This window comes from uncultured Maribacter sp. (assembly GCF_963974015.1).
Lineage (GTDB): Bacteria > Bacteroidota > Bacteroidia > Flavobacteriales > Flavobacteriaceae > Maribacter.
On sequence record NZ_CAXBBZ010000023.1, the window covers coordinates 1 to 25,017 of the forward strand.

A 25,017-nucleotide genomic window follows, 5' to 3' on the forward strand; every position below is an offset into this window, starting at 1 on the left:
TAAAAACAATAGGCTTGTGTTTACTTTTAAGTGTTATAGTGTGCAACTTTACATTTTAACATTGTTATCGACTAAAATATATCAATTGAGATACACATATAATGTAAATGTGATTCATATATTAAGAAGAGTTCACTTGTCTGTTTAAGCTCTAGATTGCTAATTAATTATTAAAGAAATAACTGAAAAAAGACGAATTGTAATATACAAATACATAAAAAGCTCTCAACTATTAAAGTTGAGAGCTTTTATATGATAAAAGTATTTAATTAAACTCTAGGCAAGTCCCCTTCCCCTTTTAAAGGAAGTGAAGATTCGCCCATTAAATATTTATCAACATGGTGTGCGGCTTGTCTTCCTTCAGAGATAGCCCAAACAATTAATGATTGACCTCTTCTTTGGTCTCCCGCAACAAATACACCTGATACATTTGTTTTATAATCATTATCCGATGCTTTAATATTTGTTCTAGAATCCATTTCTAAACCAAGTTGTTGTGCTATTGTTTCTTCCGAACCGGTAAAACCTAAAGCTAATAATGCTAAATCGCATTTCCATTCTTTCTCAGTCCCTTCTACTTCTTTTAATTGTGGACGCTGCCCTGGAGTTTTAATCCATTCTACTTCTGAGGTAATTAATCCTTTTAAATTTCCAGAAGCATCGCCAATAAATTTTTTGGTTGAAATACTAAAAAATCGTTCAGCTCCTTCTTTATGAGAAGAACTTGTTCGCAATCTCATGGGCCAAAATGGCCAAGGTTGACCTTCAGGTCTATCAACAGTACCCATAGGCATTATTTCGAAATTAGAAACTGATTTTGCTCCATGTCTAAAAGAAGTACCAATACAATCTGAACCAGTATCTCCGCCACCTATAACGATGACATCTTTATCGGTTGCTTTTATTTCTTCACCTAAATCCTTTATGCCATCAACACGTCTATTATTTTGACCTAAAAAATCCATGGCTTGAACCACGCCTTTTAAGTCTGAACCTTCAATGGGTAGATTTCTTCTTATAGTCGCCCCTCCTGTTAAAACAATAGCATCAAAGTCCTCTTTTAAAGCATTGGCTTTAATGTCTACTCCGATATGAACTCCGCAAGAAAAGATAATGCCTTCTTCTTTAAGTACATCTAATCGCCTATCGATTACACTTTTTTCCATTTTAAAATCAGGAATACCATAGCGCATTAATCCACCTGGTTTTTCATCACGTTCAAAAACGGTTACTAAATGTCCTGCTCTGTTTAATTGTTGAGCTGTGGCAAGGCCTGCAGGTCCTGAACCTATAACTGCAATTTTTTTACCGGTTCTAGATGTTGGTGGGTTTGCAGTTATCCATCCTTTAGAGAAAGCCGTTTCAACAATATTTTTTTCAATATTCTCAATAGTTACTGGATCTTCATTTATTCCTAATACACATGCTTCTTCACAAGGTGCTGGGCATAATCTACCTGTAAATTCTGGAAAATTATTCGTTGAGTGTAATATTTCACTTGCTTTTTCCCATTTACCACGGTAAACCGCATCATTAAAATCAGGGATTAAATTACCTAATGGACAACCACTATGGCAAAATGGAATTCCACAATCCATACAACGTGCGCCTTGGTCTTTCAGCTCTTTCTCAGGCATCGGTACGGTAAATTCTTTATAATTTTTTAAGCGCTCTTCAACCGGTTTATAATTTTCAATTTTTCTATCGAATTCCAAAAATCCTGTTATCTTTCCCATATTCCGATTTTAAATAGTTTGTAAATTTTCTTCTTCTAATCTGATTAAAGCCTGCCTGTATTCTTCAGGTAAAACCTTAATGAATTTGGGTAAATAAGATTCCCAATTCTCTAAAATACGTTGTGCTAACGGACTAGAGGTTGAGCTATAGTGACTTTCGATTAAATCTTTTAATTGTTTAATATCGTTATCCTCGGTAACTTCTAAAAGGTTTAATCCTTCAAGACTACAGCGTTTTTTGAAAGTGTTATTGTTGTCAAGAACAAAGGCGATACCACCACTCATTCCTGCTCCAAAGTTTCTTCCAACTTCACCTAAAATAACAGCAACACCACCCGTCATATACTCGCAACCATGATCGCCGATTCCTTCCACGACAGCTTTTGCGCCTGAATTACGTACGCAGAATCGTTCACCAGCTTTTCCATTTATGTAGGCTCTACCTGCTGTGGCTCCATAAAGAGTAACGTTACCAGTGATAACATTGTCCTCAGGAATTATCGTTGATTTTTCTGGAACTTTAATAACAAGTTTTGCTCCTGATAGTCCTTTTCCTAAATAGTCATTTGTGTTTCCATTAACTACCATGGTAAGTCCTCTTGTAGCAAAAGCACCGAAACTTTGACCTGCAGATCCCGTAAAATTAAGCCTTAGCGTATTAATAGGTAAGCCTTCTGCACCGTAAGTTTTTGAAATTTCATTGCTGATTATTGCACCAACGGAACGATCAGTGTTGCAAATTGGGTAATCTAACGTTAGTTTTTCTTTTCTAAATAGCGAAGGATTAGCTTTTGCGATGATATCAAACTCAATAGATTTAAAAACATCATGCTTTTGTTTTTCTGTATTATAAAATTTTGTTCCTTTTGGCACATCAACTTGATGTAGGATAGGTGTTAGGTCAATACCGGCAGACTTGTAATGGTCAATAGCTTTTTTACGATCTAATTTTTGAACTTGACCTACCATTTCATTAATAGTTCTAAATCCTAATTGGGCCATTATTTCACGTAATTCTTGTGCTACAAAATACATGTAGTTGACAACGTGCTCTGGCTTTCCTTTAAATTTCTTTCTAAGTTCTGGATTCTGAGTTGCAATACCTACTGGGCATGTGTTGAGATGACATACTCGCATCATTATACAGCCTGAAGCTACTAATGGAGCCGTTGCAAAGCCAAATTCTTCAGCCCCTAAAAGACAAGCTATGGCAACATCTCTTCCTGTTTTTAATTGGCCGTCACATTCTAATACTATTCTATTTCTTAAATCATTAAGTACCAAGGTTTGTTGTGCTTCTGCAATACCAAGTTCCCAAGGTAGACCAGCATGTTTTAATGAAGTTAAAGGTGAAGCACCTGTGCCTCCATCAAAGCCAGAAACCAGGATAACATCAGCTTTTGCTTTTGCTACACCTGCAGCTACTGTACCAACACCAACTTCGGAGACTAATTTTACATTTATTCTCGCTTTTCTATTTGCTGATTTTAAATCGTAAATAAGCTGAGATAAATCTTCAATAGAATAAATATCGTGATGGGGCGGTGGCGAAATCAATCCAACATAAGGAGTGGAATTACGGGTCTTAGCAATTTCAGGGTTTACTTTTGGTCCAGGTAATTGGCCACCTTCTCCTGGTTTTGCTCCCTGGGCCATTTTTATTTGTATTTCTTTTGCATTGGTCAAATAATTTGAGGTCACACCAAATCTACCAGAGGCAACTTGTTTAATGGCACTATTTCTCCAATCTCCAGTTGAGTTTTTATAGAATCTATTTTCATCTTCTCCACCTTCGCCAGAATTACTTTTTCCGCCAATTCTATTCATGGCTATAGCCAAGTTTTCATGTGCTTCTTTACTAATAGATCCATAAGACATTGCACCGGTTTTAAACCTTTTTACAATTTCGGTCCAAGGTTCAACTTCTTCTAATGGTATTGGGTCGTAGTTAGAGAATTCAAAAAGGCCTCTTATGGTCATTAAATTATGAGACTGCTCATTAACTAATTTTGAGTACTCCTTATATGTACCAGGTTCGTTATTTCGAACCGCTTTTTGAAGTTTCGCAATTGATACAGGATTGAACATATGTTTTTCTCCATCCCTTCTCCATCTATATTCACCACCAATTTCTAAATCTAAATTACCCGCTATTTCTTTTTTGCTAAATGTCTTATGATGACGAAGTGCAATTTCCTTTTCTATTTGATATAGTCCTATGCCTTGTATACGTGTAGGTGTATTCGGGAAGTATTTTTCTACAACTTTGGTATTTATTCCAATACATTCAAAAAGTTGAGATCCACGGTAAGAGTTAAGTGTAGAAATACCAATCTTATTCATCACTTTTAAAATACCCTTGCCAACTGCCTTATTATAGTTTTTAATCGCCTCATCAAAGGTAATATCTGTGATATCGTGTTCTTCAATCTGTTCAGCAATTATTTCATTTACCAAATAAGGATTTATTGCACTTGCTCCAAATCCAAATAGAAGAGCAAAATGATGTACCTCTCTAGGTTCTGCAGATTCAATAATGACACTCAATTTTGAACGTTTACCAAGTTTTTGTAAACCACTATTTACAAAAGAGCATGCAAGAAGTGCAGGAATTGGCGCCATTTCTTCATTAATACTCCTATCTGATAATATGATAATATTAGCACCTTCATCAACAGCTTTCGATGCTTGGTCTAAAACAGATTGCAATGCATCTTCTAATCCATTATGGCCTTGCTTGATGGAGTATAAGATTGCAATAGAAACCACCTTATAATCTGGACTTACATCGTAATTTTTAATTTTATCTAAATCTTCCTTTGAGATGACCGGATTTTGGATTTTCAATTTTCTACAATGAAATTCTGAAAATTCAAAAATATTATGATCACTACCTAGTGTTAAACTAATATCGGTAATCAATTCTTCACGAATACCATCTAATGGTGGGTTGGTTACTTGTGCAAATAGTTGTTTGAAGTAATTATAAATTAATTGGGGTCTTTGTGATAATACAGCAATAGGCGTATCTGATCCCATAGATCCAATTGGTTCTTTTCCTGCTTTCGCCATTGGAAGTACAATGGTGTTTATATCCTCAAGTGTATATCCAAAAACAGATTTTCTTTTTTCTAATGTCTCCTCGCCAAGAAATAACGGGCAGTCATTATATGGTATATCCTTTAAATGAACCAGATTATCTTTTAACCATTTACTGTAAGGGTGCTGTTTTGCAATTTTCTCCTTTATTTCTTCATCGTTAATAATTCTACCCTCTTCCATATTAACCAAGAACATTTTTCCTGGTTGCAATCTTCCGTGAAATTCTACATTCTCAGGGGTAATGTCAACCACCCCTGTTTCTGAAGACATAACTACGTAATCATCTTTTGTAACTGTAAATCTTGAAGGTCTAAGTCCGTTTCTATCCAAAACAGCTCCAATAAAATTTCCGTCTGTGAAAGGTATAGATGCTGGCCCGTCCCATGGTTCCATCATGCATGAATGATATTCGTAGAAAGCTCTTTTAGCTTCTGACATTTCTGCATTTTTTTCCCAAGCTTCAGGAACCAAAATCATCATGACTTCAGGTAAAGATCTACCTGTCATTAATAATAACTCTACCACCATATCCATTGTTGCAGAATCTGATTTTCCAGGTAGTATAATTGGTAATATGTTTTTTATTTCATCACCGAACATATTGTTCTCTAACAATTCTTCTCTAGAGAACATACGTGAAACATTTCCTCTCAATGTATTTATTTCCCCATTATGACACATGTATCTAAAGGGTTGTGCCAAGTCCCAAGTAGGGAATGTATTTGTTGAGAATCGTTGGTGTACCAATGCCAACCTTGTAACAACTCTAGAATCCATTAAATCTGAATAATAAAGGCTTATGTCTAAAGGCATTAGTAAGCCTTTGAAGATGATTATTTTTGTAGATAAGCTAGGAACATAGAAAAACTTGCTTTCAGATAATTTTGATTTTATTATCGTGTGCTCGGTAACCTTTCTTGCAATAAAGAGTTTTAGGTTGAATTCAAAATAATCTTGCTCAGAGTTTTCTTTGGCAACGAATATTTGTTTTACAAAAGGTTCGGTTTCTGCAGCAATTCTACCTGGAACCGAGCGGTTTACAGGAACATCTCTCCAACCCAATAATTTTAACCCTTGTTTTTTTATGTTTTCTTCAAATACCGAAATACAAAAATCACGCTGATTTGCTTTTCTAGGAAAGAAAATATTACCAACGGCATAATCTCCAACTTTAGGTAATTCAAAACTACAAACAGCTTGAAAGAAATGATGGGGAATATCTATTAAAATACCGGCTCCATCTCCAGTTTTACCATCGGCACTTACAGCGCCTCTATGTTCTAAACGTTCAAGTATTTCTAACGCCTTGTGAATAATGTCGTTAGATTTTTTTCCTTTAAGACTGCAAATAAACCCAGCCCCACAGTTATCATGTTCAAATTCTGGTAGATATAATCCTTGTTTCTTCAGTGTCATCTTTTGTGGTATTTCTTCAAAAATATCAATTTTATTGAATTATATTCAATGATTTGTAGTAATTCAAGTAAAAAATTCAACGATTTAAATAAAATGCTAAAAAATAGATAATTTCGAATTTTTGAATGGTTCAATTTATCAGATTGATAAATTTAGGTTAAAATGTTTTAAATTTAGAAGTAAATGAGGGGGTGTGGGTGATTCATTTGAGCATTATAACAATTTCACCCTAACTTATGAAGTGTTTAACAAAAAAATAGTAACCATTAATTAAAATCACCCCTATAATGGATAGGGGTGATTGATAAGATTACCGTAATTAATTCAATATACTTCTAGAAATAACAATTTTTTGAATCTCTGAAGTACCTTCGTAAATCTGGGTTATTTTGGCATCACGCATTAAACGTTCTACATGATAATCTTTTACGAATCCATTTCCTCCATGAATTTGAACAGCTTCAACCGTAGTTTCCATAGCCACTTTAGAAGCGTATAATTTTGCCATAGCACCAGATAGGTCATAATCTTTTCCGTTGTCTTTATCTATAGCTGCCTGATATACTAATAATCGAGCAGCTTGTATTTCAGTGTGCATATCTGCCAATTTAAAAGCTATGGCTTGGTGATTGCTGATTTGAGTACCGAAAGCTTTTCTTTCCTGCGAATATTTCAAAGCCAATTCATAAGCACCTGCTGCAATTCCTAAAGCTTGTGCTGCAATGCCTATGCGGCCTCCGGCCAAAGTTTTCATAGCAAATTTGAATCCGAATCCATCTTCACCGATTCTATTCTCCTTAGGGACTTTTACATCGTTGAAAATCAAAGAATGGGTGTCGCTACCGCGAATGCCTAATTTATTTTCTTTTGGGCCAATTTCAAAACCTTCGGCACCTCGTTCTACAATAAGTGCGTTTATGCCTCGGTGTTTTTTTTCTTTATCGGTTTGTGCTATGACAATATAAACACTTGCAGAACTTCCGTTGGTAATCCAGTTTTTAGTTCCATTCAAAATATAATGGTCACCTTTATCAATCGCGGTTGTTTTTTGAGATGTTGCGTCGCTGCCGGCTTCAGGTTCAGAAAGGCAAAAAGCACCAATTATTTCACCTGTAGATAATTTTGTCAGATATTTTTCTTTCTGTTCTTCGTTGCCATATTGTTCTATTCCCCAACAAACCAATGAATTATTCACTGAAACGACTACTGAGGTGGAGGCGTCTATTTTAGAAAGTTCTTCCATTGCTAGAACATAGGATAGAGTATCTAATCCGCTGCCGCCATATTTTAGGTCGACCATCATGCCTAGAAAACCTAATTCACCAAGTTTTTCAACTTGTTCTTTTGGGAAACGCTGAGCGTCATCACGTTCAATTACCTCTGGCAATAGTTCTGTTTGTGCGAAATCACGTGCTGCTTGTTGAATAAGTTTTTGTTCTTCAGTTAATGAAAAATCCATGTACTTTGTGTAAAAGGTTATGGTAACAAAGATAGAGATATACCAGTGAAATTGTAAACATAAAACTTCACTTTTGTTATATTTTGAATGAACTCTAAATTGTTGTTGCGATGTTTAATGAGTATTTGTGGTCTTGCTAAACGTTAAAATAGGTTCAATAAAATCCTGTTAAATATAATATTGGGTGATTTAAGTATTTGGATGTCAGATAACTTTGATTTTATTGTCGTATCATTAGGAATTCACATGCAATTTTAAATATCTTTAGATGATTTATTTTTTTAGAATTTGAACTTATATTTGACACTTTAGTAGTTATTAAATAAACCAACGAAAATGGAAACCATCATTATTATTGTTTTTTTGGCAGGATATCTTGCCATTACCTTGGAACACAACCTTAAAATAGATAAACTTATTCCAGCTTTGGCCATGATGGCCATTCTTTGGGCTTTAATTGCATTGGATATAGATGGTTTTACCAATTGGTTCGATACTGCTAAACAAGGTCTTGTAGAAGGTTTTGACAAGTTAAATCATGAAGGGAGAATGCATTTGATGGAAGAATCGCTTTTGCATCACTTGGGTAAGACGGCTGAAATATTATTTTTCTTATTAGGTGCTATGACTATAGTTGAAATCATTGATTATTTCGATGGTTTTGCCACTATAAAAGGATTTATTAAAACCAAGAAAAAAGGAAAATTACTTTGGTTGTTTTCTATATTGGCTTTCATACTATCGGCAATAATTGATAACCTTACAGCAACTATTGTGTTGATAACCATTCTTCAAAAGGTCATTAAGGATAGAGAAACAAAACTTTGGTTTGCGGGTATAATTGTTATTACGGCAAATGCAGGCGGTGCATGGTCTCCAATTGGCGATGTTACAACAACAATGTTGTGGATTGCAAATAGGGTGAGTGCTGGTCAGCTAGTACTCCATGTACTTCTACCTTCATTGGTTTGTATGATTGTTCCTGTTATGATTGCAAGTAGGTTCAAAGTATTTAAAGGTTTAGTGGATGGGGAATTGGATGATGAAAAATCAAAATCGAAATATAGCGGTGTTATGCTATATTTAGGGCTTGGAGCTATATTATTCGTGCCAATTTTCAAAACCATAACTCATTTACCTCCTTATGTAGGTATGATGTTGTCATTAGCAGTTGTAGCTACTTTTGCCGAAATATACAGTAATAAGAAGTTTAGTATTTCTTCGATAGATCAAGAAGGGCAAGATAGCGAAGGGCATCATAGTCCTGTTCACCATTCTTTATCTAAAATTGAATTACCAAGTATTTTGTTTTTCTTAGGTATTTTACTAGGTGTTGCTGCTATGGAGTCTTTAGGTATACTATTTAATGCTGCCGGAGCGCTTAACGAAGCCATACCTAATACCGATATTGTTGTATTGCTGTTCGGTTTAGGATCTGCTGTTATAGATAATGTACCATTAGTTGCAGCTAGTATGGGTATGTTCAGTGAGCCTTTAGATAGTCCGCTATGGCATTTTATCGCTTATTCTGCTGGGACAGGTGGTAGTATGCTAATTATAGGTTCTGCTGCGGGAGTTGTTGCAATGGGTATGGAAAAAATAGATTTTTTCTGGTATCTTAAGAAGATTGCGTGGCTAGCATTTGCAGGTTTTATTAGTGGTGCGGTTGTTTTTATTTTGTTGAGAGATTTTGTGCTCAACGTATAATTTAATTCACTATTCATCGTTATAAAGGCAAATTCAATACTTAAAGAACATTATGTTATTATTCCAGGATTTGGCTCAAAATGCGAGCGATGAATTAATGTCAGAAGAGAAAACCCTTTCGGTTATAGATTTAATCTTTAATGGAGGTACGGGAAGTGTAATTATAATTTCTGTGCTCTTCATAATGTTGGGTGTTGCATTGTATATATACTTTGAACGTCTATTGGCAGTTAATGCGGCATCGAAAATAGATAAGAATTTCATGAACCAAATTCGGGATCATGTAACATCAGGTAAATTAGAGGCGGCAAAGTTACTTTGCGCGCAGACAGATTCTCCTGTTGCTAGATTGACCGAAAAAGGCATTTCTCGTATAGGAAAGCCACTTGATGATATCAACACGGCAATCGAAAATGCAGGAACCCTTGAGGTGTACAAGCTTGAGAAGAACGTAAGTATTTTAGCGACCGTAGCTGGTGCTGCTCCTATGATCGGGTTCTTAGGAACTGTAATCGGTATGATTCTTGCCTTTCATGAAATGGCAAGTAGTGGTGGCCAGGCAGAAATGGGTTCATTGGCATCAGGTATTTACACTGCAATGACAACAACAGTTGCTGGACTTATAGTAGGTATAATTGCTTATGTAGGGTATAATCATTTAGTGAATCGTACCGATAAGGTTATTCATAAGATGGAGGCTAATGCCGTAGATTTTCTAGATTTATTAAACGAACCTCTTTAATTTTAGACTATGAAATTAAAAGGAAGAAATAAAGTCAGTCCCGACTTTAGCATGTCTTCAATGACAGATATTGTATTCTTGTTATTAGTATTTTTCATGTTAACGGCTAACTCACCTAATGCATTGGATTTATTGTTGCCAAAGGCAAAAGGTAAGTCTACGAATACTCAAAATGTATCTGTAAGTATCGATAAGAATCTTCAATACTTTGTTAACGATCAAAGAATTAATGGGGGGTATATTGAAATTGAATTAAAGAAAGCTTTAGCAGGTCAAGATAATCCTACCATTATTCTAAGAGCAGAAGAGAGTGTAGCGATTAAAGAAGCTGTTAATGTTATGGATATCGCTAATAAAAATAATTACAAAGTTATTTTGGCAGTGCGCCCCAATTAAATGGCATTTTTAGATACTAAACATAAGAAAAATTCATTAACACTTACAACACTGTTGCTAAGTGCTCTTTTGTTGGTATTATTTTATATCGGTCTTACATATATGGACCCTCCTGAAGAAAATGGTATTTCTGTTAATTTTGGCACTACTGATTTTGGAAGTGGTCAGGTACAACCAAAAGAAAAAATTCAATCAGAGCCTTTAGATACGCCACCGATAGAACCAACAAAACAAGAAGTAGCAGAGGCTATTGAAGAGCCTGAAGAGGTTGAGGAAGCGGCGGTAGAGAAAGAGGCACCAGCTGAAAAACTTTTGACAAAGGAAAGCGAAGAGGCTATAAAAATTAAGCAGGCAAAAGAAGTAAAACGAAAAGCTGATCAGGCTGCAGCCGATGCTAAAAAAAAGGCTGAAGAAGCGGAAAATAAGAAAAAGGTAGAAGCAGCTAAAATCGCTCAACAAAAGAAAGATGCCGAGGATAAAGCAAGGCAAGAGCAAGAAGCGAAAAAGAAACGTTTAGACGAAATGATGGGCGGTCTTAATAAATCTGACGGAACGGCTACAGGCAGTGAAGGTGATGATAATAAGGCCGGTGATAAAGGTCAACCAGATGGAGATCCATATGCAACAAGCTATTATGGTAGTCCAGGATCTGGAAGCGGCACAGGAGGCTACGGGTTAAACGGAAGATCTTTGGTCAATAAAGGTAAAGTACAGCAAGAATGTAATGAATCTGGTATTGTAGTGGTTAAAATTGTGGTAGATAGAAATGGAAGGGTAACCAGTGCAACTCCTGGTGTAAGAGGTACTACCAATAATAATCCATGTTTATTAGAGCCTGCAAAGAAAACTGCATTTATGCATAAATGGAATTTAGATAGCAATGCGCCAAGTCAACAAGTTGGTTTTGTCGTTGTAAACTTCAAACTAGGAGAGTGACCTATAAGCAAACGCTAGATTGGATGTTTTTACAACTTCCAATGTATCAAAATAAAGGAAAAGTCGCTTTTAATTCAAAGATGGATGGCATCAATTCGTTAGCCGCCCATTTAAATAATCCACACAAAAAAATAAAGACTATTCATGTGGCAGGAACCAATGGAAAAGGTTCCAGTAGTCATATGTTAGCGTCTATTTTGCAAGAGGCCGGCTATAAGGTTGGTTTGTATACTTCACCGCATTTAAAAGATTTTAGGGAGCGTATTCGGGTTAATGGAAAAAAAGTAGAAAAAAAGTGGGTCGTCGATTTTATTGATGAAAATAAATCCTTCTTCGAAAGAAATAAATTATCCTTTTTTGAAATGACGGTAGGTATGGCTTTTTCATATTTTGCAAATGAAAATGTTGATATAGCGGTCATAGAGGTAGGTTTAGGGGGTAGATTGGATTCTACTAATATAATTACACCAGAAGTAAGTCTAATTACGAACATAGGGTTTGATCATACCGATATGTTAGGGGATACCCTCGTGAAGATAGCTTATGAAAAGGCAGGTATAATTAAAAGGAATATACCTGTAGTGATTAGTGAATTTAATGAGGAAACAGCTCCTGTTTTTAAGGAGACCGCTAGCGCGTTGAATGCTAAAATTGTTTTTGCGCAAGAGAAAACATTTTCTACATATAAAATAGGATTGCTTGGGTCTTATCAGCAAAAAAACATCAAAGGGGTTTTGGCTGCCTTAAGGGAGCTTGTAAGTTTTAAAATTGAAGAGAAACATATTGTTAAAGGATTAAAAAAGGTGGTTGAAAACACTCATTTAATGGGTCGTTGGCAGCAAATTGGAACTAAACCAACTATAATTTGTGATACGGCACATAATAAAGAAGGTTTGGCAATTGTATTGGATCAATTACAAGAGCAAGAATATGAAAAGCTTCATGTAGTAATAGGCTTTGTAAAAGATAAAGATATCAGTGCAATTTTGCCCTTATTTCCATCAAATGCTACCTATTATTTTTGCAAACCTAAAATTTCTAGAGGTCTTGATGAAAAAATATTATTAGACCGTTGTGTTCAGTTTAATCTGAATGGTGAAACATATAAGTCTGTTAATAAGGCTTTTAAAGCAGCGAAAAAACAAGCTTCTAAAAACGATTTCATTTATGTTGGTGGAAGTAATTTTGTTGTGGCAGAAGTTCTTTGATTTTTTATTGATTTTTCTTTTGCAGATTGTAAAACTATTATATATTTGCACTCCTTTTGGGGCTCTTAGCTCAGTTGGTTCAGAGCACCTGCCTTACAAGCAGGGGGTCACTGGTTCGAATCCAGTAGGGCCCACAGGTTAAAAGGCTTCCATGTAAATGGGAGCCTTTTTTTAATTTTAAGATGTTTTGGTTATAGATAAAAAGCATCTTTTATCTTATCTTAGTTTTATTGGGATATTAGCTCAGTTGGTTTAGAGCGCTGCCTTGACAGGGCAGAGGTCACTGGTTCGAATCCAGTATATCCCACAATATTTATTTTAACATTTTTAGATTCTTGAAAGTTATATCTACATGGCTTTTTTATAATAATTAGTTACCTTCATTCTACAATCTATACGTGTTTCAAACGTTAAATATCAAAGGCTTGTGGTATTAAATTAATAGGTGATATCGATAGATTATGCTAAACAGAATAATTAAAAATCTAGTTCAAAATAAACTAATAGCATTTGTATTGTTATTGGTGTTTTTGTTATGGGGTTTAATTAGCACGCCTTTTGAGTTTGACAATATGATATTAGGCTCAAATCCTGTTGCTGTTGATGCCATCCCTAATTTAGGAGACAATCAGCAAATTGTTTATGCGGAATGGCTAGGGCAATCACCACAAGATATTGAAGATCAGATAACGTACCCTCTTACTTCTAATTTGTTAGGGCTTCCTGGTGTCAAATCTATACGAAGTTCATCCATGTTTGGTTTTTCTACTATTTATCTCATATTTGAAGATGATGTGGATTTTTATTGGGGGAGAAGTCGAATTTCAGAAAAGTTAAGTAGTTTGCCTTCTGATTTGTTGCCAGAAAACGTAAAGCCTAAATTAGGTCCAGATGCTACTGCTTTAGGGCAACTTTTTTGGTATACAATTGAGGGTAGGGATGAAAACGGAAAAGTAACAGGAGGATGGGATTTACACGAACTAAGAAAGGTTCAAGATTTCTATGTTAAGAATGCCTTAGCCTCCGCTACTGATGTTGCCGAGGTAGCGTCTATTGGCGGGCATATACAGGAATATCAGATTGAGGTTAATCCTCAACTCATGAGGCAGTACCAAATTTCATTAAAAGATGTTATAAAAGCAGTAAAGGAAACAAATAGAAACGTTGGGGCGAAAACAATTGAAATAAATAGTGCTGAATATCTTATTCGTGGCTTAGGACTTGTTAATGAAGTAAGGGATATTGAAAATACAGTTGTTGTTGTGAATGATTTTGTTCCTTTAAAGGTGAAGGATGTTGCAGTTGTTTCGCTAGGGCCAAAAGAACGCAGAGGTATATTAGATAAGGAAGGCGCGGAAGTAGTTGGTGGAGTGGTCGTTAGTAGGTATGGTTCTAACCCCCAAAAAGTTATCGAATCTGTTAAGAAGAAGATAGTTGAAATAAGTAAAGGTCTACCTTCAAAAGAATTAAAAGATGGTTCAAAATCACAGTTAACCATTATTCCTTTTTATGATAGAACTGAATTAATTAGTAACACGCTCGGTACTCTAAGTTCAGCTTTATATTTGGAAATATTAATTGCGATTTTAGTAGTTCTGGTTATGCTTCGTAATCTTAGAATATCGATTGTAATTTCGGGATTATTGCCCGTTGCTGTCCTTATGGTCTTTATAGCAATGAAATTATTCGGAGTTGATGCAAATATTGTTGCGCTTTCCGGTATCGCAATTGCTATTGGTACAATGGTTGACTTGGGCATTATTTTATCTGAGAACATTGTACGAAAACTAGAGCAAAACAAGAATGAAGGTTCAATAGACAAATTGGTTGTTGAGGGAGTAAGTGAGGTTTCTGGAGCAATACTAACGGCAGGGTTGACAACGATACTAAGTTTTATACCAGTTTTTGTGTTGACGGGTGAGGAGGGTAGGTTGTTTACGCCACTTGCCTTCACTAAAACATTAGCTTTATTGGCTTCTATGTTTTTATCGTTATTTATTATTCCTCCATTAATTGCGAAATGGTATAGTTTATCTGAAGTTAAATTTAAGTTTAAAGGCGCGGGTTCATATCTGTTGGGTGCTATTGGAATCTTACTTTTGTTTTGGGGTTTTTGGGTTGGTGTGATTTTAATAGGTGTGATGGTTTTTAATCTATTGGAACAGTATCAAGTTTTACCACATAAGTATTTCATAAGGATAAGGTTTATTTGGATAGTTTCTTCGATTCTTTTTGTCTTGACCTATTATTGGAGGCCCTTAGGCTATGATAATAATTTTCTGTCCGATTTTTTCTTTGTGCTCATCGCGAGTATCTCAATTTTAGGAATACTCTACGTGTTTCATAAATATTATGAGTCCATTTTGTTATGGGCAATGGCGAATAAACTAAAATTCTTAAGTATTCCATTTTTCTTCTTAATAGTTGGTCTTTTAATGTATGTAAATATTGGCAAAGAATTTATGCCAAAATTGAATGAAGGTTCATTTCTTTTAATGCCTACTTCAACGGCACATACAGGTATTTCTGAGAATAAAAAAATATTGCAACAACTAGATATGGCTGTTTCAGGCTTGCCAGAAATTGAAACGGTGGTAGGTAAGGCAGGTCGTGTGAATTCGGCATTAGATCCAGCGCCCTTATCTATGTTTGAGAATGTTATAATTTACAAACCTGAGTATATATTAGGAAAAAATGGAAGACCGCTTTTGTTTAAAACTTCAAATAATGGCCAGTTTCAAACAAAAAATGGTGAGTTAGTTTCTTCTGGTTCAGTAGTAACACAGGATAATTTGATACCAGATTCTAATGGTGAATATTTTAGAAATTGGCGACCGCATATTAAAAGTGCAGATGATATTTGGCAGGAGATTGTTGCGGTGACTAAGTTGCCTGGGGTTACTTCTGCTCCTAAACTGCAGCCTATTGAGACAAGGTTGGTAATGCTTCAAACAGGGATGCGGTCTTCTATGGGAATAAAGGTTTTCGGACCAGACTTAAATTCTATCGAAAAATTTGGTTATAAGCTTGAAAAAGAGCTAAAGGAAATTGAATCGGTGGATGATACTTCCGTTTTTTCTGACCGCATTGTAGCTAAACCCTACTTAAATGTCACTTTTGATAGGGAGAAAGCAGCAAGATATGGTTTGACGATAGATGTGTTGCAAGAGGTTTTAGAATCAGCGATGGGAGGTAAGATTTTGACACAAACCATTGAAGGAAGAGAGCGTTATGACGTTACTATACGATACCCTAGAGATTTGAGAGCGGATCCAAATGATTTAGAAGGAATAGTAGTTTCTTTAAAAGTCGGCGGTGTTATACCGCTATCTGAAGTAGCCGAAGTCGATTTTGAAAAAGGACCACAAATAATAAAAAGTGAGGATGGATTTTTAACCGGCCATGTTCTTTTTGATAAAAAAGAGGGGTATGCTGAAGTGACTACGGTTGAAGAAGTTAAAGATAGAATTGATGCTAAAATTGAAAAAGGAGAGTTAATAGTGCCAAAAGGAGTCAGTTATAGATTCGCTGGTACATACGAAAATAATGTTCACGCAGAGAAAACCTTAAGTTTCGTTATTCCATTGGTATTGATTGCTATTTTGTTAATACTTTACATGCAATTTAGGTCTTTGACTATTTCATTTATGATATTTTCAGGAGTGGCGGTAGCTTTTTCAGGTGGGTTTATGATGCTATTTTTATATGGACAGAATTGGTTTCTCGATTTTAATTTTTTAGGAAACGATTTGCGACGTGTTTTTAATGTGAAAACAATAAATATGAGTGTTGCGGTTTGGGTAGGCTTTATAGCACTTTTTGGTATAGCGACCGATGACGGAGTTGTGATAGCAACATATTTGAAACAAAATTTCGAAGAAATTAAACCAACATCTGTTGATGGAATAAGGTCTGCTGTATTAGCGGCAGGAAAGAAAAGAATAGAACCGTGTTTAATGACAACTGCTACTACATTGTTAGCATTATTACCAGTTTTAACAGCTAAAGGTCATGGTAAAGATATTTTAATACCAATGGCCATACCTAGTTTTGGTGGCATGTTGGTGGCATTGGTAACTTTGTTGATAGTACCTGTGTTGTTCAGTGCTTGGAAGGAATCAAAATTAAATAAAATGAAATTGTTATAATGGGAAGTCTGGGCAAGTATATAAAATATGTTATCTACTTAGTTGTGTTACTTTTTGGTTTGTTATTAGGGTATATCATATTTGATACTTCGAATAGTGTAACTGAACCATCAGAACATACTCAACATACACAGGAACCTTCATTTACATGTTCAATGCACCCAAGTGTTTTTCAGGAAAAAGAAGGTATATGCCCAATATGTGGCATGGATTTGGTTAAGGTCGGTTCTGACGATCCTACAACGATTAAGAATCAGTTTAAAATGAGTGAAAGGGCGATAGCCTTGGCAAATGTTCAAACTAGTATTATAGGGGCTAATGCAGCAGGAAATCAAATTTTGCTATCTGGGGAAATAACTACAAATAACAAGACAAATGCAACCCAAACGACATTGTTCGATGGTCGTTTAGATAAGTTAGAAGTAAATTTTATTGGAGCATATATTAAGAAAGGTCAAAGAATTGGTACTATATATAGCCCCGAATTATATTTAGCGCAAGATAAACTATTAACCTCTTCGTCTTATAAAGACACCCATGAGAAATTATATGCCGCTGCCAGAAATACCTTAGGGCTATGGAAGCTTACCAATAAGCAAATTGATGACTTGTTAAAATCAGGAAAGCCAATCGTAAACTTTCCTCTTTTCGCTGATGTTTCAGGAACAGTTATCGAAATTTTGGCGTCAGAAGGTAATTATTTCAAGCAGGGTGATCCTCTTTTTAAAGTTGCTAAATTATATTCGGTTTGGGCAGTTTTTCAAGCGTACGAAAATCAATTATCATTTTTAAAAAACGGACAAGAAATCGTTATTAGTTCCAAAGCATTTAAAGGAGAGACGGTAACCGCAAAAATATCCTATATAGAACCTGTTTTGGATAGAGGTAAGCGAATTGTTTCTGTTAGGGCTGATATAGAGAATAAGAATGGAAAATGGAAGCCAGGAATGTTTATTGAGGGTGTTGTTAGTATTGAGAATAAGGAAGAAGGTTTAATTTTGGTGCCAAAAAGTGCAGTATTATGGACAGGAGAGCGTTCAGTTGTATATAAGAAACCAAATGCCTTAGAGCCAGTTTTCGAAATGCTTCAAGTTCAATTGGGTGCATCCATGGGTGATAATTATGTAGTTTTAGACGGGTTGAAATTAGGAGATGAAGTAGTGACTAATGGGGCATTTACTATTGATGCAGCAGCGCAATTAAATGGTAAAAGATCTATGATGTACACAAAAGACTTAGGTCTTGAAAAACAAATTTCTCACCAAGAGGATTTAGATTTTGTTTCGCCTGAATTAAATATGAAGTTAAAAGGTGTATTAAATATATATTTTGATTTGAAAAATGAACTGGTTGCTGCAAATTTAAAAAATGCAATAGAACTTGTTTTACAACTAACTAAGAAACTTGAATTGATAAAATTTAATACTTTAGATAATGATTTAAGGATAAATTTAGAAGAAGCTCTAAAGTCTTTAGCCGATATAAAAAAGGAAAATAGTGTAGAAAGCTGTAGATTGTTGTTCAAGAATCTGTCTAAGAATTTTATCTTTTTAGCATCGCGAATGAATGGTTATGACAAGCCTATTTATGTACAACATTGTCCTATGGCAGATAATAATTCAGGAGCAGATTGGCTTAGTTTGGAAAAAGCAATTAAGAATCCATATTTTGGGGATAAAATGTTGACCTGTGGTTCTGTTGTTAGAATTATAGATTAAGCTAGAGACAATCTAGAACCCTTTCAAGAGCCATGCCTCTTGAGCCTTTTATAAGTATAGTTGAATTGGCTTGTAAATTATTTTGCGATAAATAAGCTTTTAATTCTTCAAAGTTTTTCAACTTAATAGAGCTGGTTTGTGTGCGGTAAAAGTTTTCACCTACGAACAGGATATTTTCAAACTGTAGTGTTTTCGTCAAATCTGTAATGGCTTGATGCTCTTCCTTGGCTGATTCTCCTAATTCGAACATATCCCCTAAAATTAAAACTTTATTAGTTTTTTCTAGTGATTTGAAATTTTCTAAAGCTACTTTCATGCTTGATGGGTTGGCATTGTATGCGTCTAAAATAATATAATGATCATTTTTTTGAATAATCTGTGATCTATTATTTTCGGGAATAAACTTTTCTAATGCAATTTTAATTTCTTTTAATTCGACGTTGAAATATTTCCCGATTATAATTGCGGCGCAGCAATTATGAAAATTATACGCACCGATCAGATTAGATTTTATGATGGTGTCCTCAACTTTTATTATCACAAAGGGTTGGGCCTCTTCAAGTTCAATTTTATAATACTTTGGGTTGACCGAGCTAAAACCATATTTTTTGGTGTAGTTTTTCAGTTTCTCTAACTGAATTGAATCATCTGCATTTAAAAAAATTGACTTTTTGTTTTTTATGAGATATTCATATAATTCGCTCTTGCCTTTTATAACACCATCTACACCGCCAAAACCCTCTAAATGCGCTTTACCAAAGTTGGTAATATAGCCAAAATCGGGCTCCGCTATCTCACATAAAAACTGTATTTCTTTTTGATGATTTGCGCCCATTTCAATGATGGCGATTTCGGTGTCGGGTAATATGGTCAAAAGGGTTAAAGGAACTCCAATGTGGTTGTTTAAATTGCCAACAGTGGCAATTGTTTTATATTTTCTTGTAAGTACAGAATTTATTAATTCTTTTGTAGTGGTCTTGCCATTGCTTCCGGTTAGGCTTATCACTTTTGCACTGCAGAAATTACGATGGTAATTCGCTAGTTTTTGTAGCATGACCAAAGTGTCATCGACAAGAATAGTTTTGTCGTTTACGTAGTATTCTTTCTGGTCGATTATAACATAACTAGCACCATTGTTTAGAGCTTGCTGTGTAAACGTATTTCCATTAAAATTGTCACCTTTTAACGCGAAGAAAATATCGTTTTTCTTAATTTTTCTAGTATCTGTATTAACAGATGGAAATTCTAAAAAAATTGAATGTAGGTCTTGAACTTTCATGAAATCGAAGATAAAAAAAAGCCCTTTAAGAAAAGGGCTTTTTTAAATTCGTATGTAGAAAAATTATTTAGCTTTTTTTCCTCTAACAGTTTTATTTTTGGTTTTAGATTTTGAGCCAACTCTAGACATTGCACATCTAAAGCCTATGTAGTCTGTAGCCATATACTGTGGTAGGTATCTTCTTTGAGCTGGATCTAACCAATAAGCTCTATCTCTCCAAGAGCCACCCTTGTAAACTCTAACTTCGTCATTAATTAATGTTGTTCTGTTGTTTGAAACATCGTATCCTTTAATAAGGGTTCCTAAAGAATCTCTTTCAACTGAATGCTTAGGGGAATTGTACATCTTCTTACTTGAATCTTCTTCTTCATCATCACTGAATCTGTCATAGAATCTAGAAGAACCTGGGTCACCATCTCTATAGCCTCTATTGTCGCTAGATGAGAAATTTGTCCTTAAGTAAGTTTCTTCTTCATCTACAGGAACCATTTTTATTTCCCCTGGTAAGTTTACGGCAACAACTTTTCCATTCGGTAGGGTGTCAAAAACTATAGAATCTCTAAGAATATTAACTTTTCCATCCTCACCTATGGCACTTTTCATGTAAATGTTACCTCTGTAATAATTGAAATCACTTACTTCGTCATCAACTATTGGTCGGTAAACATCAGCCGTCCATTCAGCAACGTTACCAGCCATATCATAAAGACCTAAATCATTTGGCTTGTATGACATAACCTCAGCTGTTATATCAGCACCATCATCAGACCAACCTGCAATTCCACCGTAATCACCTTTGGCTTGTTTAAAGTTAGCTAATTGATCACCTCTTCCAACACGTTGTCCGTTTCTGGTGTAATCACCTTCCCATGGATATTTTTTTCTACCGCGGTAGTTATTGTACTCTCTTTGGCCTACTTGGGCCTGAGCGGCATACTCCCATTCTGTTTCGGTAGGAAGTCTGTATTCTGGCATAATAATTCCACTACTTCTTTTTGCGAAAGCAGAAGTGCTATCTTTTTTCATTTTCCCTTGAAGAGAATCAATTTGTCCGTTATAAACCGATTCTGGTCTGTTTAAGTATGCTTCAGTGCTAAAAGTTCCTTGTACTTCTCCGGTTGCCGCTTGGTATTTTGCGTCTTCAGATAAATAACCTTCTCTTTCTAGCATCACCTCATTTACACGGTCGGTTCTCCATTCGGCAAATTGAGTAGCTTGGATCCAGTTTACACCAACTACAGGATATTCTGCATATGCTGGGTGTCTTAAATAGTTATTTGTCATGGTTTCATTGAAGCCCAACCTATTTCTCCATACTAAAGTGTCGGGTAATGCACCTACATAAATATTCGTATACTTTGGATTTTCTGGAGGATAAACACTTTTAAGATAATCTAAGTATTCTAAATACATTACGTTGGTAACCTCAGTCTCGTCCATGTAAAAAGATTGAACATGTTGAGATGTAGGTGTGTTGTTCCAGTCATGCATAACATCATCTTGTACCTTACCTTTGGTAAACGTACCGCCTTCAACAAACACCAATCCTGGAGCAGTCTCTTGCTCTTTAAAGTCAGTATTGTATTGAAAACCACCTTCCTTGGCATTTATTTTCCAACCTGTAGCTCTAGACGTGTTTTTTGAAGATGAAGATTTAGAACAGCTATTAACTGTAAAACCTCCTACTATAACAGTGCATGAGAGTACAACTTTTATTAAATGTTTTTTCATAATTAGGACTTGAGTTCAATTTTCATATACTATAGTTGTTTGGTCGCTATAATGATATGATACTATGTTTCTTTTAATTTGTTTGTCACTTTCGCTCATTAGAACGGTGTTTTTGCGAGATTATTTTACAATTCAAAATAATTTTAATCATCTCTAATCGAACCAGCAATAAATTTAGGTCCGCTTAAATAGGTTAACGGTTAAAAAAATTAAATAGTATGGTTTTAAAGATTTCTTTTAAGTTGAAAATTTTAACTTCGGTATTCGTTCGAATAAATGTATTGGAAGGTATTGGCTTGTGGTTAAGCTAATTTTTTTATAAAAAACCTATTATTAATGTAAGATAACGGGAAAAAGGACGTTTACATGTAAAATATTAAAGTTGATATAAGGTAAACACTATATTTCACCTTTTAAAATTTAAAGAGTTATTCTATAATGAGAAAAATTTCAATAATTTTCTTTGTACTTGTAATTGGTAAGGTTGTCGCTCAAGATAATCAACGTGTAATTACAACGGCTGTGCCGTTTTTAACGATCGCTGCCGATGCAAGGTCTGCTGGTATGGGTGATATGGGTGTTGCAACATCTACAGATGCTTTTTCTCAGCAATGGAACCCTGCTAAATTTGCTTTTGCAGAACGTAAAATGGGTATAGGTATAAGTTATACTCCTTATTTAGAAAGTATTATAACAGATATATCATTGTTAAATGCCAGTTTCTATAATAAATTAGACGACCAAAGTGCTTTTGCATTGAGCCTTAGATATTTTACTTTAGGTGAAATTGAATTAAGACAATTTGCAAATGATCCCGGTACCATAGCTAAGCCGAATGAGTTGGCGTTAGATGGTTCTTATTCACTTAAGTTAAGTCCTACATTTTCAATGGCAGTAGGTGGAAGGTATATAAGGTCAAATTTAAAATTACCTCAAAATGGTTCTGAAGATTCACAGGCAGCTAGTACTTTCGCTGTTGATGTTTCGGGGTATTATAGGTCTGATGAGATAGCGTATAATAATTTTGATGGTCGATGGAGAGCAGGTTTTAACCTTTCTAATATTGGAGGTAAAATTCAATATGATGCTGGCGGACAAGAAAATTTCTTACCCAGTAAACTGAGTTTTGGTGGTGGCTTCGATTTTATCTTAGATGAGGATAATGTAATAGGCTTGACAACAGAATTTAATAAGCTCCTTGTTCCTACCCCACAAGATTTTGATAATGATGGTGATGTTGATTCGGCGGATAATGATATTTATCAAAATGAAAGCGGTTTCAGTGGTATATTCAATTCTTTTACAGATGCGCCAGATGGTTTCAGTGAAGAATTAAAAGAATTTACATGGGCATTAGGCGCAGAGTATATTTATCAAGATGCGTTCATGCTGAGAACAGGTTATTTTAATGAAAGCGAGGAAAAAGGTTCTAGGAAATTCTTTACGCTGGGCGCTGGATTTAAATTTAAGGCAGCTCAAATAGATTTGTCTTATCTATTTTCAACGTCTCAAGTTAGAAATCCACTAGAGAATACATTAAGGTTTTCTCTTACCTTTAACCTAGGTGAGGAATTTTACAATGATTAAATTATTAAAGATTACAATTATAAAAAAACCTGCATCAACGCAGGTTTTTTTATGCCTTAATATTACGGTTCGTAATTTTTAAATTGAACTATATTATTAATTTGTAGATTAACATTAAAAAGATGCATATGGCTATTAAAAAGAGTATAAGTTTTGATATTACTATACATGATAACCTAGAAGAATTACAGAAAGAAGATAGAGCATTGATGAATGCAGCGGTTAGTGCAAGAAAAAGGGCTTATGCTCCATATTCTGATTTTTATGTAGGCGCCTCTGTATTGTTGGATAATGGAGTCGTGATTGAGGGAAATAATCAAGAAAATGCATCATATCCATCTGGACTCTGTGCTGAACGAGTTGCTATTTTTTATGCTGGATCGAAATATCCAGGAATGAAAATAAAGGCGATTGCAATTTCTGCAGCATCATTAAATCACGAGGTTTATCAACCAGCTGCGCCCTGTGGTAACTGTAGGCAGTCAATTTCAGAATATGAATTTAGGCAAAAAGAGTCGATAAGAATACTGTTAATGGGTGAGACAGGTAGTGTTATAGAGTGTAGTTCTTTGGCGGATTTGCTTCCGTTGGGTTTTAATAGTAGTTATTTAAATTGATTTTTATGAAATGAAAGGTTGAGAATAAACACGTTATAAGGCTTATTTGTTAAGCATATAATTTCTTTATTGATTTGCTTCTATTATTTTTATCGATTCATTTATATGTGTATTTTTGTTCTTCTGCGATACCTAGGTGAATCAAACCTTTGGAATCTATATAGAATTAAAACCTTTAGTTAAAATTGATGAAAAAAATCACCAAGGAAACGTATTTAAAATGGTATGCCGACATGCTGTTTTGGAGAAAATTTGAGGACAAATTGGCCGCTGTATATATTCAGCAAAAGGTAAGAGGATTTCTTCATTTGTATAATGGTCAAGAAGCAGTTCTTGCAGGGGCCCTACATGCAATGGATCTTACTAAAGACCGTATGATAACGGCTTATAGAAATCACGTACAGCCAATAGGTATGGGTGTAGATCCTAAAAGAGTAATGGCTGAGCTTTATGGTAAGGTAACTGGTACTTCCAAAGGTATGGGAGGATCTATGCATATTTTTTCGAAAGAGCATCGCTTTCATGGTGGGCACGGTATTGTAGGAGGTCAGATACCACTAGGTGCAGGAATGGCATTTGGTGATAAGTACCATGGTAGAGAAGCTGTTACTTTATGTTATATGGGTGATGGTGCCGTTAGACAAGGTGCTTTGCATGAAACATTTAATTTAGCCATGTTATGGCAACTACCTGTTGTATTCATTTGTGAAAATAATGGTTATGCAATGGGAACTTCTGTAGCAAGAACTTCTTTTTCAACTGAAATTTGGAAACTAGGCTTAGGTTATGAAATGCCATGTGGACCTGTTGATGGTATGAACCCCGTTACAGTTGCGCAAGAAATGAGCAAGGCAATTGATAGAGCTAGAAGTGGCGGCGGACCAACTTTTCTAGAAATGAAGACGTATAGGTATAGAGGTCATTCTATGTCTGATGCACAACATTATAGAACGAAGGATGAAGTTGAAGAATATAAAAAGATAGATCCTATAACTCAAGTTTTGGATATTATAAAAGAAAACAAATACGCAACGGATGCCGAAATCAAGGAAATTGACAAAAATGTCAAGGAAATGGTTAAAGAGTGTGAGAAGTTTGCAGAAGAATCAGATTATCCACCAGTGAACCAATTGTATGATATGGTTTACGAACAAGAGGATTTTCCATTTGTTCAACATAAATTTTAAGTAGATGGCTATAGTAGTAAATATGCCCCGTTTAAGCGATACCATGGA

15 protein-coding genes and 2 tRNA genes are annotated in these 25,017 nt (G+C 35.1%); 12 read left to right on the forward strand and 5 right to left on the reverse strand.

Going from position 1 to position 25,017, the window contains the following annotated elements; all coding sequences use genetic code 11:
* Positions 1-269 precede the first annotated feature (269 nt).
* The 3 genes from AACZ41_RS16820 to AACZ41_RS16830 form a co-directional block, all read right to left on the reverse strand.
* Entirely contained in the window at positions 270-1,736 is a 1,467-nt protein-coding gene (locus AACZ41_RS16820) for a glutamate synthase subunit beta (protein ID WP_339629771.1), read from the reverse strand.
* Between the two features lie 9 nt (positions 1,737-1,745).
* Positions 1,746-6,254 carry a glutamate synthase large subunit gene (gene gltB / locus AACZ41_RS16825; RefSeq protein ID WP_339629772.1) on the reverse strand — a complete coding sequence of 1,503 codons (4,509 nt, stop codon included), beginning with the start codon at positions 6,252-6,254 and terminating at the stop codon, positions 1,746-1,748.
* A gap of 319 nt (positions 6,255-6,573) precedes the next feature.
* The gene (locus tag AACZ41_RS16830; RefSeq protein WP_339629773.1) at positions 6,574-7,713 is read right to left on the reverse strand and encodes an acyl-CoA dehydrogenase family protein; all 1,140 of its coding nucleotides are present in this window, start codon (positions 7,711-7,713) and stop codon (positions 6,574-6,576) included.
* Between the two features lie 336 nt (positions 7,714-8,049).
* Between AACZ41_RS16830 and nhaD the strand changes: the two genes are divergently transcribed.
* The 9 genes from nhaD to AACZ41_RS16875 all read left to right on the forward strand — a co-directional run bounded on the left by nhaD (position 8,050) and on the right by AACZ41_RS16875 (position 18,568).
* Positions 8,050-9,420, forward strand: coding sequence for a sodium:proton antiporter NhaD (nhaD, locus tag AACZ41_RS16835; RefSeq protein ID WP_339629774.1), 1,371 nt, complete (start codon positions 8,050-8,052; stop codon positions 9,418-9,420).
* 52 nt (positions 9,421-9,472) lie between these two features.
* Positions 9,473-10,162: a MotA/TolQ/ExbB proton channel family protein gene (locus tag AACZ41_RS16840; RefSeq protein ID WP_339629775.1), complete on the forward strand. Its 690-nt coding sequence runs from the start codon at positions 9,473-9,475 to the stop codon at positions 10,160-10,162.
* A gap of 9 nt (positions 10,163-10,171) precedes the next feature.
* The gene (locus AACZ41_RS16845; RefSeq protein WP_339629776.1) at positions 10,172-10,558 is read left to right on the forward strand and encodes a biopolymer transporter ExbD; all 387 of its coding nucleotides are present in this window, start codon (positions 10,172-10,174) and stop codon (positions 10,556-10,558) included.
* Positions 10,559-11,494 carry an energy transducer TonB gene (locus AACZ41_RS16850; protein WP_339629777.1) on the forward strand — a complete coding sequence of 312 codons (936 nt, stop codon included), beginning with the start codon at positions 10,559-10,561 and terminating at the stop codon, positions 11,492-11,494. It begins immediately after the preceding gene.
* Complete coding sequence (locus AACZ41_RS16855; RefSeq protein ID WP_339629778.1) at positions 11,491-12,702, forward strand: folylpolyglutamate synthase/dihydrofolate synthase family protein; 1,212 nt, start codon at positions 11,491-11,493, stop codon at positions 12,700-12,702. Before AACZ41_RS16850 ends, AACZ41_RS16855 begins: the two co-directional genes overlap by 4 nt.
* 59 nt (positions 12,703-12,761) lie before the next feature.
* Positions 12,762-12,836 (forward strand) — tRNA-Val (locus AACZ41_RS16860).
* Between the two features lie 98 nt (positions 12,837-12,934).
* Positions 12,935-13,009 (forward strand) — tRNA-Val (locus tag AACZ41_RS16865).
* 154 nt (positions 13,010-13,163) lie between these two features.
* Complete coding sequence (locus AACZ41_RS16870; protein WP_339629779.1) at positions 13,164-16,850, forward strand: efflux RND transporter permease subunit; 3,687 nt, start codon at positions 13,164-13,166, stop codon at positions 16,848-16,850.
* The gene (locus AACZ41_RS16875; RefSeq protein WP_339629780.1) at positions 16,850-18,568 is read left to right on the forward strand and encodes an efflux RND transporter periplasmic adaptor subunit; all 1,719 of its coding nucleotides are present in this window, start codon (positions 16,850-16,852) and stop codon (positions 18,566-18,568) included. The genes AACZ41_RS16870 and AACZ41_RS16875 overlap by 1 nt, the downstream gene beginning before the upstream one ends.
* Before the next feature lies 1 nt (position 18,569).
* Here AACZ41_RS16875 and murF read toward each other — a convergent pair whose 3' ends face one another.
* Positions 18,570-19,847 (reverse strand): UDP-N-acetylmuramoyl-tripeptide--D-alanyl-D-alanine ligase, encoded by a 1,278-nt coding sequence (murF, locus tag AACZ41_RS16880; RefSeq protein ID WP_339629781.1) that lies wholly within the window; start codon positions 19,845-19,847, stop codon positions 18,570-18,572.
* A gap of 63 nt (positions 19,848-19,910) precedes the next feature.
* The gene (gldJ, locus tag AACZ41_RS16885; protein WP_339629782.1) at positions 19,911-21,578 is read right to left on the reverse strand and encodes a gliding motility lipoprotein GldJ; all 1,668 of its coding nucleotides are present in this window, start codon (positions 21,576-21,578) and stop codon (positions 19,911-19,913) included.
* A 438-nt stretch (positions 21,579-22,016) separates the two neighbouring features.
* Between gldJ and porV the strand changes: the two genes are divergently transcribed.
* From porV to pdhA, 3 genes are all read left to right on the forward strand, one after another.
* Positions 22,017-23,165: a type IX secretion system outer membrane channel protein PorV gene (gene porV, locus AACZ41_RS16890; RefSeq protein ID WP_339629783.1), complete on the forward strand. Its 1,149-nt coding sequence runs from the start codon at positions 22,017-22,019 to the stop codon at positions 23,163-23,165.
* Between the two features lie 128 nt (positions 23,166-23,293).
* Positions 23,294-23,782: a cytidine deaminase gene (cdd, locus tag AACZ41_RS16895; protein ID WP_339629784.1), complete on the forward strand. Its 489-nt coding sequence runs from the start codon at positions 23,294-23,296 to the stop codon at positions 23,780-23,782.
* 188 nt (positions 23,783-23,970) lie between these two features.
* Positions 23,971-24,969, forward strand: coding sequence for a pyruvate dehydrogenase (acetyl-transferring) E1 component subunit alpha (gene pdhA, locus AACZ41_RS16900; protein ID WP_339629785.1), 999 nt, complete (start codon positions 23,971-23,973; stop codon positions 24,967-24,969).
* Positions 24,970-25,017 lie beyond the last annotated feature (48 nt).

Coding starts and splice junctions, on each gene's coding strand:
- AACZ41_RS16820 (WP_339629771.1), bottom strand. CDS start 1,736: ATGGGAAAGATAACAGGATTTTTGGAATTCGATAGAAAAATTGAAAAT.
- gltB (WP_339629772.1), bottom strand. CDS start 6,254: ATGACACTGAAGAAACAAGGATTATATCTACCAGAATTTGAACATGAT.
- AACZ41_RS16830 (WP_339629773.1), bottom strand. CDS start 7,713: ATGGATTTTTCATTAACTGAAGAACAAAAACTTATTCAACAAGCAGCA.
- nhaD (WP_339629774.1), top strand. CDS start 8,050: ATGGAAACCATCATTATTATTGTTTTTTTGGCAGGATATCTTGCCATT.
- AACZ41_RS16840 (WP_339629775.1), top strand. CDS start 9,473: ATGTTATTATTCCAGGATTTGGCTCAAAATGCGAGCGATGAATTAATG.
- AACZ41_RS16845 (WP_339629776.1), top strand. CDS start 10,172: ATGAAATTAAAAGGAAGAAATAAAGTCAGTCCCGACTTTAGCATGTCT.
- AACZ41_RS16850 (WP_339629777.1), top strand. CDS start 10,559: ATGGCATTTTTAGATACTAAACATAAGAAAAATTCATTAACACTTACA.
- AACZ41_RS16870 (WP_339629779.1), top strand. CDS start 13,164: ATGCTAAACAGAATAATTAAAAATCTAGTTCAAAATAAACTAATAGCA.
- AACZ41_RS16875 (WP_339629780.1), top strand. CDS start 16,850: ATGGGAAGTCTGGGCAAGTATATAAAATATGTTATCTACTTAGTTGTG.
- murF (WP_339629781.1), bottom strand. CDS start 19,847: ATGAAAGTTCAAGACCTACATTCAATTTTTTTAGAATTTCCATCTGTT.
- gldJ (WP_339629782.1), bottom strand. CDS start 21,578: ATGAAAAAACATTTAATAAAAGTTGTACTCTCATGCACTGTTATAGTA.
- porV (WP_339629783.1), top strand. CDS start 22,017: ATGAGAAAAATTTCAATAATTTTCTTTGTACTTGTAATTGGTAAGGTT.
- cdd (WP_339629784.1), top strand. CDS start 23,294: ATGGCTATTAAAAAGAGTATAAGTTTTGATATTACTATACATGATAAC.
- pdhA (WP_339629785.1), top strand. CDS start 23,971: ATGAAAAAAATCACCAAGGAAACGTATTTAAAATGGTATGCCGACATG.